Source organism: Acinetobacter lwoffii, from assembly GCF_022967985.1.
Lineage (GTDB): Bacteria > Pseudomonadota > Gammaproteobacteria > Pseudomonadales > Moraxellaceae > Acinetobacter.
Genome location: NZ_JALJVC010000011.1, coordinates 14,293 through 26,880 on the forward strand (window position 1 = coordinate 14,293; position 12,588 = coordinate 26,880).

General features: G+C 42.8%; 14 protein-coding genes. 2 read left to right on the forward strand and 12 right to left on the reverse strand.

What is annotated here, in order from left to right:
• Positions 1-131: 131 nt before the first annotated feature.
• Positions 132-299, forward strand: coding sequence for a hypothetical protein (locus tag MWG72_RS08135; protein WP_004280333.1), 168 nt, complete (start codon positions 132-134; stop codon positions 297-299).
• Positions 300-456: 157 nt separating this feature from the next.
• Here MWG72_RS08135 and MWG72_RS08140 read toward each other — a convergent pair whose 3' ends face one another.
• The 3 genes from MWG72_RS08140 to MWG72_RS08150 all read right to left on the reverse strand — a co-directional run bounded on the left by MWG72_RS08140 (position 457) and on the right by MWG72_RS08150 (position 3,515).
• On the reverse strand, positions 457-654 hold the full coding sequence (locus MWG72_RS08140) for a hypothetical protein (protein WP_121980329.1): 198 nt from the start codon (positions 652-654) through the stop codon (positions 457-459).
• A gap of 254 nt (positions 655-908) precedes the next feature.
• Complete coding sequence (locus MWG72_RS08145; RefSeq protein ID WP_247143717.1) at positions 909-2,639, reverse strand: bifunctional protein-serine/threonine kinase/phosphatase; 1,731 nt, start codon at positions 2,637-2,639, stop codon at positions 909-911.
• 66 nt (positions 2,640-2,705) lie between these two features.
• Complete coding sequence (locus MWG72_RS08150) at positions 2,706-3,515, reverse strand: formate/nitrite transporter family protein (RefSeq protein ID WP_004280337.1); 810 nt, start codon at positions 3,513-3,515, stop codon at positions 2,706-2,708.
• Positions 3,516-3,801: 286 nt separating this feature from the next.
• On the opposite strand from MWG72_RS08150, the gene cynS reads away from it, so the two are divergent.
• Positions 3,802-4,251: a cyanase gene (gene cynS, locus MWG72_RS08155; RefSeq protein ID WP_174894403.1), complete on the forward strand. Its 450-nt coding sequence runs from the start codon at positions 3,802-3,804 to the stop codon at positions 4,249-4,251.
• Positions 4,252-4,553: 302 nt separating this feature from the next.
• Here the strand turns inward: cynS and MWG72_RS08160 are convergent, their stop codons facing one another.
• The 9 genes from MWG72_RS08160 to moaA form a co-directional block, all read right to left on the reverse strand.
• Positions 4,554-5,903, reverse strand: coding sequence for an MFS transporter (locus tag MWG72_RS08160; RefSeq protein WP_005170866.1), 1,350 nt, complete (start codon positions 5,901-5,903; stop codon positions 4,554-4,556).
• Positions 5,904-6,233: 330 nt separating this feature from the next.
• Positions 6,234-6,875, reverse strand: a complete 642-nt coding sequence (locus MWG72_RS08165) for an ATP-binding cassette domain-containing protein (protein WP_005096928.1) — start codon at positions 6,873-6,875, stop codon at positions 6,234-6,236.
• 1 nt (position 6,876) lies between these two features.
• Positions 6,877-7,560, reverse strand: coding sequence for a molybdate ABC transporter permease subunit (modB, locus tag MWG72_RS08170; RefSeq protein ID WP_034609008.1), 684 nt, complete (start codon positions 7,558-7,560; stop codon positions 6,877-6,879).
• A gap of 6 nt (positions 7,561-7,566) precedes the next feature.
• A complete protein-coding gene (modA, locus tag MWG72_RS08175) occupies positions 7,567-8,334 on the reverse strand; it encodes a molybdate ABC transporter substrate-binding protein (RefSeq protein WP_247143719.1) in 768 nt (255 codons plus the stop codon).
• Between the two features lie 47 nt (positions 8,335-8,381).
• Positions 8,382-9,623, reverse strand: a complete 1,242-nt coding sequence (locus MWG72_RS08180) for a molybdopterin molybdotransferase MoeA (RefSeq protein ID WP_247143720.1) — start codon at positions 9,621-9,623, stop codon at positions 8,382-8,384.
• A complete protein-coding gene (gene moaCB, locus MWG72_RS08185; protein ID WP_247143721.1) occupies positions 9,620-10,543 on the reverse strand; it encodes a bifunctional molybdenum cofactor biosynthesis protein MoaC/MoaB in 924 nt (307 codons plus the stop codon). The genes MWG72_RS08180 and moaCB overlap by 4 nt, the downstream gene beginning before the upstream one ends.
• A 68-nt stretch (positions 10,544-10,611) precedes the next feature.
• Positions 10,612-11,151 carry a molybdenum cofactor biosynthesis protein MoaE gene (locus MWG72_RS08190; RefSeq protein WP_005100271.1) on the reverse strand — a complete coding sequence of 180 codons (540 nt, stop codon included), beginning with the start codon at positions 11,149-11,151 and terminating at the stop codon, positions 10,612-10,614.
• 1 nt (position 11,152) lies between these two features.
• Positions 11,153-11,419 carry a MoaD/ThiS family protein gene (locus MWG72_RS08195; protein WP_247143722.1) on the reverse strand — a complete coding sequence of 89 codons (267 nt, stop codon included), beginning with the start codon at positions 11,417-11,419 and terminating at the stop codon, positions 11,153-11,155.
• Between the two features lie 2 nt (positions 11,420-11,421).
• A complete protein-coding gene (moaA, locus tag MWG72_RS08200) occupies positions 11,422-12,447 on the reverse strand; it encodes a GTP 3',8-cyclase MoaA (protein ID WP_247143723.1) in 1,026 nt (341 codons plus the stop codon).
• Positions 12,448-12,588: the final 141 nt, after the last annotated feature.

Here is a 12,588-nt window from a genome sequence, read left to right on the forward strand (position 1 = left end):
TAACCCATAAAATATTGATTAAACTTACAGCAGCAACAAGATAGAAAACTAACTCAGGCATAAAAGTCACAGAATAATTTTGCTGCACTCATACAATAAAAATTAGAAAGTATTTTAGAGGATGAAAGACTATGTCGAATCCAATCGATCGAAATGATGAAGAACTCACTGAAGAACAACTTGATCCTCAAGAAAAGCAGGATCGTGAGATCCAGCGAGGTCAATTAGGCCTTCATGATCCACAGAGACAACGTGATCAGCTGCGTCAGGAAAGACAGGATGAGGAACAAATTCAGTAATTTTCCCTGAGATGTAAAATAAAAAACTCCCCATTCTTAAAATAGATGGGGAGTTTTTTTCAGTATTAAAAAGTTAGGGACTAGTTTTTCGCATCACCACATCTTATACATCTGATCTAAACTGAACAGCTCACCTTCTTGGATGAGTGCTATTTTACTATTTCGTTTCTGTAGAGGCTTTTGCTTGTAGGGACTGCGCTTGTATTTCTGCCGTTTTTTTCTTGGCCTTAATTTGTGCCGCTATTTCCTGATTTTTCTCAGCAAAACGCAAGCCACCATCTCCGGCGAGACTGGTTTGGCTCATCACCATGCTGCTGCTCAAGATTAAAATCAGCTTAAAAAATTGAATTTTCATGTCTCATCTGCCTTTTTATTCTAATGGTATTAAAAATAAGCAATTATTATTCCAATGTTTTTATGCTTATTTGGTTTTTTGACTGCACTTTCTATTTTATAGAGATAATCTTCGAAAACACAGAGTCAATCATCGTAAAACATAAAAATCTGCAATAAGAATAAATAGATATTTTGACTACATCTCAGCTCAAATCACATCTGATTTTTTACTTCAGTTAAAAGAAATCATTCAATAGCTTATTTAAATTATTTTTATTGGCTAAAGTGCAGTGCAACAACCCCGAGCAATAACAAAAACAGAATCGCTGTGCAGGATTTCCAGAAAGTGACTGGATGCTTTTCAAGCATAGGACGTGAAACTGATTTTTTAAATTTGAGATCTGGGTGTTTCAGATCATATATAAATGCTGAAAGTGCTTCATAGCGCTGCTCCGGGCGAATAGAAAGCGCTTTTTTAAAGATTGCATCCAGGCCATGTGGCAGATCCGGTCGATACTCATAGAGAGGATGATATCGAACCTGCTTTAAGGCCTTTTCGGTCTTGCAGTGCGCGAGGTCTGTCCCATAAGGTAATTGTCGGGTCAATGAATAATAACTCATCACCGCCAGCGAGAACTGATCTGATTTTACTGAGGGCGAGTGTCCAATAAAATACTCAGGTGCCATAAAGGCCAGAGTTCCCAAAGGAACGTCTGCATGTTTGGGATTCAGTTCAACCAGACCTCTGACCGCTGTCGATCCATAATCAATCAGTTTCACTTTTAAAGCATCAGCAGGTTCAAGCAGCATGACATTTTCTGGCCGTACATCCTGGTGCAGCATTTCAAGACGGTGCATGGCATTCAGTGCCTTGGCCACCTGTTCAATGGTGGGAAGCAACTGCTGTAAAGTTAAAGCAGTTTTTTGACGATGCAGCCAGCGACTTAGGCTTTCCCCTTGCAAGTATTCATAACTTTGAAATAAAAATTTCTTGCTGCCCTTATGTGGATAGCCTTGCATTAGATTTTCATGTTTTAAGCGTTTCGATACCCATTCTTCTAACTGAAATTGTTCTACGGCTTTAAGATCATCCTGCACATCGACAGACAAGGTTTTAATGACCAACTGATTTTGTGTCGCTTCATCATGCGCCAAATAGAGGCTGCTGCGATGATTTTGGTGCAGGATTTTATCAATCCGATAACCTTCAAACAGATCACCATGACTTAGCTGTTGTGGAAATAAAACATGACTTTTAATCTGGAAGTATTTTTCCTCTGGTAGTTGATCCACTTTAATGATTTGAATGGTGAGATTGTCATCACTGCCCCGTTTAAAGGCTAGCTCGACTATAGACTTGGCAATGATATCCAGATGTTGTTGCTGTTGCAGCATCTCCGATATGAGCTGCATATCAATAAACTCATAGACTCCATCTGTCATCAAGATAAAGAAATCATCTTCACATAATTCAAGCTGCTGATAATCGACGTCGATACGATGGTCGGCACCCAGTGCACGACTTAAATAATGTTCTGTTGATGACAGGCAAATACGGTGATCAGCCGTCAACTGTTCAATGACTTGTGCCTGAATGCGATAAATCCGGCTGTCGCCAGCATGAAAGATATGTGCCCTATTTTGTTTCAAAATCAGTGCACTAAAGGTGCAGATATAACCCCGGTCTTTATCAAAACGTCCGCGGCTTTGCTGGGTTTGTGCATACAACCAGGAATTGGTCGCACGGATGACCCGTGCTGCCGAAGTTTGGGTGCTCCATGCTTCCGAAGTCGAGTAATAATCCGATAAAAAACTGCTGACTGCAGTTTCTGCTGCAATATGACTGACATTGCTGCTGCTGATCCCGTCTGCTATTGCACAGGCAATGCCCTTACTGCTAAGCGCGTGACCTTCAGGAATATAGACCCCATGGAAATCCTGATTCTGTGCTTTGATTCCAGCGGAAGAATATTGCCCGACACTGATCTTTAATTTTTTATTCATTTTAAATACTCAAAAAGGGATCGAATTGATCCCTTTAATCTCAAGACATAAATCATCATGCTCAGATTAGAATTCTTTTTTATCGCCAGTACGTACATGCGTGGTATAGAGCGCCAAACCTGTCAGTGCCAGACCACCCACCAGATTCCCCAGTGCCACCGGTAATTCATTCCACAAGAAATAGTCTGTAATCGAGAAATCACCGCCCATCATCATGGCAAATGGGAACAGGAACATATTCACCACTGAATGTTCAAAGCCCATGGCGAAAAACAGCATGATTGGCATCCACATCGCGATGAATTTGCCGCTGACTGTGGTTGACATCATGGCACCAATTACCCCGAGTGACACCATCCAGTTACACAACATGCCGCGGATAAAAATCGTCATCCAGCCAGCAAAACCATATTCGGCATAGCCCAAAGTCCGGTCTTCCCCAATATGGGCAATTTTCACCCCGACCGCATTCGGTTCAGCTGCGAAACCCATGGTATAGACTGCGGCCATCAACACTGCCACGGTTAAACATCCGGCAAAGTTACCTAAAAAAACCAGTCCCCAGTTTTTTAAAATACGTGCCCACGTCACCCCAGGACGTTTGTCTAACCAGGCTAATGGAGTCAATACAAATACCCCGGTCAGCAGGTCATAGCCCAATAGATACAACATGCAGAAACCGACTGGAAATAGCAGCGCACCGATCAGCGGCACCCCTGTTTGTACCGCAATCGTCACGGCAAATACTGCTGCCAGCGCCAGAATTGCGCCTGCCATAAACGCACGGATTAAAACATCGCGCGTTGCCATATGAAGTTTTGCCTCACCGGCATCGACCACTTTTTTTGCAAACTCTGCAGGAGCAAGATAAGCCATATTTTTATCCCCTTTATATAAATTACTTACCTGTTTGCAAATAAAAAACGCCTAAGGTCTATTTCAACCTTAGGCGTCTTTGCCTTGTATTATTCAAACAGATCAATTGTGTCATGGCGCCGTTGCCATATTTAATATAGATAAAAGCAAATAGCATGCCATTTATTTTAAATAGCTAATAAAAATCATATAAATTATTTTAAAATTTAATCCTTGTAATTATATTGGCACAATCTCTGCATTATCTATAGCGGTCATTTTTTAAATATAGCTATTGGAGAAGATTATGATTAGCCATCGTCAACAAGTGACAGACATGATTATTTCAGCGAAAGTTTTAAAGTCTATCAAATGGGCAGATGTCGCTGAAAAAATAGGCCTTTCTAAAGAATGGGTGACTGCTGCATGTTTAGGTCAGATGGCTTTTAATAAAGAACAGGCAGAAAAAATTGGTGAAATATTTGGATTGACTGATGAAGCCATCGCCTGGCTGCAAATCGTACCCTATAAAGGTTCTCTGCCAACCAGTGTGCCGACAGATCCACTGATTTATCGCTGGTATGAGGTCGTCAGTGTCTATGGTATGACTATTAAAGAACTGATCCATGAAGAATTTGGTGATGGAATTATGAGTGCAATTGATTTCAATATGGATATTCAACGTGAGAATAATCCAAACGGAGATCGGGTGAATGTCGTATTATCCGGAAAGTTTTTACCTTATAAAACTTATTAATCCTCCACCATAAGCATAAAAGCCATTATTAAAATGGCTTTTATTTTATCTACACTTATTAAATTCATTTATTTTTTTAAAAATCATTATTAAAATATATATAATTTTTTCATCTCAAATTAAACATATAAACTATAAATGATTTTACTTTTATTCGATAAATTCAACCATTCTGTACTTTTTAAATAATATTTTCCTATCCTGAATATATAGCTCATCATTTTATTATTGCGTTAGCAAAAACAACAAAAAGGATATTGCTATCCTTTTTGTCAATTCATTTTATATCAGGGCGTGTTGTGTTATTGCTGTACTTCCGCCAGATGACGTTCAGTCACGGCCTGTTCATATAAACGCTGTTCTTTTTCTTTATGCTCGACAGAGAAACGGATCATCAACACACAACTTGCAGCAATCACCACCAAGCCACCCAGTACCATCAAAGTGGTTTGAATATCCAGCATGCCTTTTAACAGGAAACCCGCAGCCACCGCGCCGACATTGCCACCTGCTCCAATAATACCGGCCACACCGCCCAAGGCATCACGGTCGATAAAAGGCACCAGTGCATAGGTAGCGCCACATGCCATATGGGTAAACAAGGCAAAGATGGTCATAGCCATAATAGCCAAGGTCGCGCTGTTCATTTGCGAAAACAGAATAAGAAACAGACCTTCCAGCATGATCAAGGCAAACAGGACTTTGGTTCGACCATCCAGACCTTTTTGAATCGCAACTTTGTCTGAAACAATGCCACCCAAGGCACGGGCAAACAATGCCAGTAAACCAAAAATCCCGGCAGCCATGCCTGCTTCTTTTAGGCCAAACTGGAAGTTGTCGACAAAGTACAAGGCAATAATGTTATGGATGAAAATTTCAATACCAAAACAGGCTGCATAAGCTCCAAACAAAATCCACACACGGTAGTTACGTGCGGCATGCATCAAGATTGCAAGGCCGCCTTTTTTATCGCTACCAACAGAAATACCTTCAGCACGGAGTTCTTTAAAATTGCCTTGTGGACAGTCTTGGGTGAATTTCCAGTACAGTACACCGACAATGATCATCAGAATACCCGGAACCAGAAGTGCAATTCTCCATCCCATTGCCTGTTCTACACCGAACATCACCAAAGCAGCCAGCATTAAAGGCATCAGGGCTTGAGTCGCACCGCCACCGGCATTCCCCCAACCTGCTGTAGTTGCATTTGCCGTTCCCACCACATTTGGCGCAAACATGATACTGGTATGATATTGAGTAATCACGAAGCTGGCACCGATGGCGCCAATCAATAAACGGAAAAACAAGAAAGATTCATAACTGTTGGCCGACGCCACACCAAACACCGGAATACTGCCAATAATCAGTAAGGCGGTATAGGTTTTACGCGGACCGTATTTATCACACAACGGCCCCACGATCAGACGCACCAGAATTGTAATGGCGACTGCGGCAATATTGATATTGGCGATCTGCTCTTTGGTCAGGCTGAATTCACCGGCAATCACTGGCATTAACGGTGCACAGGCAAACCACGCAAAGAAACAGACAAAAAAAGCGAGCCAACTCATATGGAAGGCCCGCATCGCTGAACTACTGAAGTTAAATAGACTTATTTTTGTTGCTTTATTGAGACTTGTATTTGAAGACATAGCCATTTCCTTACCAGAACTGAACGTATTTAAGTCACTGTGATGCACAAGGCATATCAGTAACGATCAGAACGGACGTCATTGGCCGTCATACAAATGTAGAGTCTTCTTTGACTTTAATTAGATATATGCATAGGTCATGCCAGATTATTTTTAACATAAAATAAACTATTCTTTTATATAAAATAATTTTTATTTCACTTTCAAATTTAGACTTTTCTTTCTTAAAAATAGAGAGAAAAATAGATATCTTCTGAGAAATTATGAGCAAAACAGCGATAGGATGACCTGCCCGGAGTCATTGCTGGTTTAAATCGGTGCAGGGCTGGATCAAATAATTTTTCCCTTTTCAAAATGCAGCAGTTGTGCCTGTAAATACGCCACTTCATCTACGTGATGAGTCACATAAATCATGGGTAAATCTGTTTGATGAATCACAATTTTCAGAAAAGGTAAAATCTGGTTTTTCAGCTTTTGATCCAGTCCATTTAAAGGCTCATCCAAAAGTAATAGGTCGGGAGAAGATAAAAGTGCACGACCGATAGAAACGCGCTGTGCCTGTCCACCAGAAAGCTGATGCGCCCGATGCCGAAGTAGTGGCTTTAATTCAAGTAACTCCACAATGTCTTCAAACGTAAATTTCTGCTGACCTTTATTTTTTATATTTAGCTGTTCTGCATATTTCAAATTCTGCATGACATTCAGATGCGGAAACAGTAGAGCTTGCTGAAAAATCAGGGCAATTTTTCTTTGATGAACAGGAATATTCAGTTTCTGCTGATGATCAAATAATATTTTTTGCTGAAAATGAATAAAGCCTTGTGATGGTTTTAATAGCCCTGCAATATTTTTTAAAAAGGTGCTTTTCCCACTTCCTGAGGCTCCCACAATACCAATCAATTGTGTCTGCATATCCAGACTGGCCTGTAGCTGGAAATTTGCGTAATTAAACTGAAAATCACACTTCAGCATCTTAGCCCTCCAATTTACGTTGATACTTCTGCATGATCCAGTAATTTGCAATCAAGGCTGAAAAAGCCAGAATCAGAGATAAAATGACCAAACGCATAGCCATACTTTCTCCATCAGGCTGTTGTAACAGGCTATAAATGGCGATGGGAATGGTACGGGTTTCTTCTGGAATATTGCCAACAAAGGTAATCGTGGCACCAAATTCTCCCAGACTGCGGCTGAAACATAAAATGCTGCCGATTAAAATTCCAGGCAAAGCCAGAGGCAGGCTAATGCTACAGAATACCCGCCATGGTGTGGCGCCCAAAGATCCTGCCACCTGTTCTAACTGCCGGTTGATCATTTGAAAAGACAAGCGAATTGGTTGAACCATTAAAGGAAATGCCACAATCATTGCTGCCAGTACCGCACCTTTCCAGTTAAATATCAGCTGAATTCCCCATTTATGTAGATATTGCCCCAGCATACCCTGATGACCAAATAGCAGGAGCAGAAGATAGCCTAGTACTACCGGCGGTAGCACCATAGGCATCTGCAATATTGCCTCTACGAGAAATTTGGCCCTGAATTCATAACGCGCCAGTAACCATGCCACGGTAATGGCAAATGGCAGGCACACTGCTGTGGCAAAGCCCGCCACTTTGGCTGAAAGCATCAAGGCATTCAATTCTTCTGGTGTAAGCATCATCAGTTATGGAACCTTGAGCTTAAAACCATATTTCTGGAAAATCTGCCTGGCCCTTGGACTCGTCTGGATAAATTCAGAAAATTGGATTGCTGCCTGATTTTTCTGGCCTTGCCGGGTTAAAGCAATCGGATACACAATCGGACGATGTGTACTGGCTGGAAAAACTCCCGAAATTTTAAATTTTTTACTCATTATTAAGGCATCGGTTCTATACACAATACCGACCTGACATTCGCCACGTTCTACAAATGCGAGAGTTGCACGGACATTATCCGTACCGACAATTCTGCCCCAAAGCGGATTCAACCAGCCCAGCCGGGTTAAGCTTTGCTTGGCATATTTTCCGGCAGGCACCGATTCCATTTGTCCTGTACACAAATAGCCTTGAAAGGCCTTAGCAAAATTAAAATCGGCTGACATTTTAAAATGATTTTTTTGCTGGATAGGACTAATCAATACCAGCTCATTAAACAGCACAGGTTTACTCTGCCCCACCTGGATTTTTTGTTTCTTGATCAGGTCATTCATCCAGTCCAGGTCTGCAGAGAAAAATAGATCACTGCTGGCTCCCGCTGCAATTTGTTTGGCCAATACCGAAGACGCAGCAAAAACTGGAACGATCTGGATATCCCGATGCTGTTGCTCATACAGCTTGGAAATATCAGTAATCGCATTGGTCAGGCTGGCCGCAGCATAGATTTTAACTGTCTCGGCATGCAGCATGGGGCTAGTCAACAGCATGCCAGTGAGGAGAACTTTGAATAAATCCATCTTTCTCATTCTGCGTGGCTTGAATATTGAGAATTGTGACAGGCATTTCAAATCAGCAAACCCTGTACCACTTGCCCGGCTTGGATTTCTGTTGCTGCCGGAATACGTATCAGACAATTGGCCTGCATCAGATTACTCAACATATGCGACTGCTGTTTCGCCAGGCTCTTGAGTTTTAAAGTGCCCTGATCAAATTCTGCAGCCATTCTTAAAAAACGTTCGCGTGCATCCGCTTTCAAATCATGCGTCATTACCGCACTAAGCCATTCAGGTAGCTGCTTTTGCCCCTGTAAGGCATTCAGTAAAGTTACCGTATAGATTTGCATCCCGACATAAACGGCAGCCGGATTTCCCGGTAAACCCAAGAGATAACAGTAACCTTGATCATCTCGACGATACTTGGCAAATAACATCGGTTTTCCGGGTTTCTGCTTCACTTTCCAGAAAATCTGCTCAAAACCCTGCTCCAGGGCAACAGGACGAATGAAATCATAATCACCCACCGAAACCCCGCCTGTGGTCAATATGAAGTCGTATTGGTTTTTAAGACGATGTATTAACGTTTGCAGCTCATACTCATTATCTGAAACATGCAGAATATCTACGTTTTGACCCTGTGATTGAAACCAGGCCTGAATCAGCGGAGCATTGGCGTCAAAGATTTTTCCGGAATTCAGGTCTTCAATGCTGGAAGCCACTTCATCTCCAGTAATCACAGCAGCAATTTTAGGATAACGATAGACTAAAACCTGCTTTACGCCTGCCATACTTAAAGCTGCAATTGCACCTACATGCAGTTTTTGTCCTACATCTGCCAGACGTTGTCCTTGTGCGATTTCCTCGCCTGCATCACGTATATCCGCATGCGGTTTTAGGTCTGTTGTGATAAGGATTTGATTGGCATGGCATTCGACAATTTCCTGACGGGCGACTGTTGTAGTTCCTGCCGGAATCCTGGCACCGGTAAAAATCCGAACCGCCTGACCTGGACGCAGTTCAATTTCAGTACTTTCCCCTGCCCGAATCTCTCCAATGAGTTCAAAAGTGCTGTGAGCACTAACATTTTCTGCACTACAAAGCGCATAGCCATCTACAGCACTTTGTGAAAACAGTGGCAATGGAATGGCCGAATCAATCACTTCTGCCAGATAGCGATTCAGAGCCTGAGCAAGCGGCAGGCTTTCAGTTGCCAGGATATGCGTCTGTTCCAGTATCATCTGCAGCGCCTGATCAACAGAAATCAATCCCGGCTCAGCACCGCAGGCTGAATGCGATAGTGCCTGATTCATTGATAACCTCCCGCATGTGGAATATTTTTTTGCACATCAAACAAATGTACCAATGCTGGAAGTACCGCGATCAGGGATTCTTTTGCACCCTGCCGACTTCCCGGCAGGGTCATTACCAGACTGTTCTCAATATAGCCAGCCACACCACGACTTAATGCTGCATAAGGGGTACGTTTTTGCCCAAAACTACGTGAAGCTTCCATCAAACCGGGAATTTCTCGTTGCAGTAAAGGTTGCAGGGTTTCGACCGTCAGGTCTTTAGGGCCTAAGCCGGTGCCCCCTACGGTTAGAATCAGTGGATACTGATTTTTCTGCTGATCAATCAGGGTTAAGAGCTGTTCTGGGCTATCGGAAATAACTTGATAACTTATAGGACCAAAACTGGCTTCTTTTAAAATTTCCAGTACGTTTTGCCCGGCAGTATCCGGCTTTTTGCCTGCTGCAACCGTATCGGACAGCACAATAACTGAAGCCGGCAGACTCTCTTTCAGTACCCGGGTAAAATGCGATTTTCCACCTTTTTTCTGCTGCAATCTGCATTGATCCAACGACAAATCTTCCGGTTCACAATGCGGTTTCAGCATGTCATACAGGGTCAGACCGGCCAGACTGACTGCGGTCAAAGCTTCCATTTCCACACCAGTGGGTCCAATGGTTTCAACGGTAGCAATAATTTCGATATGTGCATCAAACAGTTCATATTCCACATCGGCACGATAAATCGGCAATGGATGGCATAGTGGAATCAGCTCATCGGTACGTTTGGCACCGAGAATGCCGGCAATGCGTGCTGTTTTCAGGGCATCACCTTTTTCAGTATTGCCATTACGCAGCAACTCAATGCAATGTGGCGGTGCATGCAGGATTCCAGTGGCAATTGCTGTACGGTAACTTTCTGCTTTCATCCCTACATTTTTCATGATTCATCCCGGACTAATTTTAAAATCTGTTTAAAGTGATTCACCTTATGCATCCTCATTGGACGCATTTAATTAGATGGTGATTGGCAAGCGTGTGCTACATGGTGATGGTGACAATGCACATCTTCTGTAGGATAGGAATAATCCGTTTCAGGTCCATGATCTTTTCGGATACAACAGCCTTCGACATATTGACTGCTACCATCCATATAAAATTCTTCTTTCCAGACCGGAACTTCATGCTTCACCCGTTCCACAGCTTCCTCACAAGCCGCAAAGGCCTCACGACGATGGGCCGCATAAGCCATAGCAATGATGGCTGTTTCTCCAATCCCCAACTCACCAATCCGATGCACCACCCGCACATAAGACACCTGGTATTTGGTCTGAATCTGCTGTTCAATTTCACGAATCATTTTTTCAGCCACAGGCGCATAGGCGGTATATTTCAGGGCACGCACAGCTTTCCCCTGATGATGGTTACGTACTGTTCCGACAAAGATGCCGATTCCACCACATTCCGGAAAATGCTGGATACCATCAAAATCCTCCAGACTAAAAGCAGTCTGCTGGATTCGGGCAAATTGTTTTAGTGACTTGAGTTGCATCTCAGCCTCCTGCTACCGGCGATAACAGCACCAGCGTACTGTCCCGTTTTAAAACGTTCTGTCTGGAAATAATGTCTTCACCGATTGCACAGGCGCAGCGTTCCAGCATGGGCTGTATATTAGGATAGATAGATAGCAACTGATTCAGAACTTCAGAAACCTGAATTTCAGACTTGCATTGCAAACTCAAATCTGCGGGGATTTGTCGTTCAATCGCACCGAAGGCTTCTATTTTGATATGAATTAATTTTTGCTGAGTGAGTGACATATTTATCCTCCAATGCTGTGCATGCTGATTTTTCGGATCGGCTTTTGTATTGGTGATTGCTGGATCGCATGGAAACCGGCCTCTTTATGCCAGATATAAGCGTGAAGCTTGTGCTGAAATGTCTGTGTGGCGAAATGATCCAGCGCCAGTTGTTCGATATCTGCCTTAAGGTTCAGGCCTTGTCTGGCAAATAAACAGTTATAAAATTCACCTTGAGCATTGAGGCGTAGACGATCACAATCACCGCAAAATGAATGGGTAATGGTGGAAATAATCCCGAGCGGTTGCCCATTGACCAGATAGCCACGGGCTGGATTGGCGCCTTGTCCTTGAGATACCCGGACATCAAATTCGGTTTTCAGTCGATCCAAGATATCTTGCTCACTGATGACATCAGACGGATTCCATTTCTGATCGCCATCGAGAGGCATAAACTCAATAAAACGCAGTTCTACAGCCTGATGCTGTGCCCATTTCACCAAAGGAATAATCTGATTGTCATTGATGCCTTTGATCAGCACGCTATTGATCTTGACGGTCAAACCTGCCTGCTGTGCGGCAGAAATACCTTGAAGTACAGGTTGTAATTGTTTTTGGGTCAGTTGCTGAAACTGCTTTGGATCAAGACTGTCTAGACTGATATTCAGATCGTCCAGTCCTGCCTGTTTAAGCGCTTGAGCATAATCTTTTAAATAATGGCCATTACTGGTCATGGAAATACGTTTCAGGCCAAAGGCTTTCAATGTCTGTAAGCGGGCAATAAAATGAACGATGCCTTGACGCATCAACGGTTCGCCACCCGTCACCCGGATCTGCTCAATCCCGTGTCGCACCATAAACTCGCAAAAAGCATACAGGGCTTCAAAACTGAGCAAATCTTTTTTATTCATCCATTCCGGATGTTCAGGCATGCAATAGCTGCATTTGAAATTACAACGGTCAGTCACCGAGATCCGCAACTTACGTTTCTGGCGTCCAAACTGATCCTGAAAGATACTGCGAGGTGCTAAAGCTGTCATGCTGTTCATTGCTGCGGTCCATGATGAGATCTGCACGGTTATTTAACAGTCTTGATTTACTGCCCTATTTCTTCACAATGAATGAGCAATAAGTGTTCCAACTTTGCACAAATTTATTTTTAATGTAGGCTAATGGATAATATTTGTTCT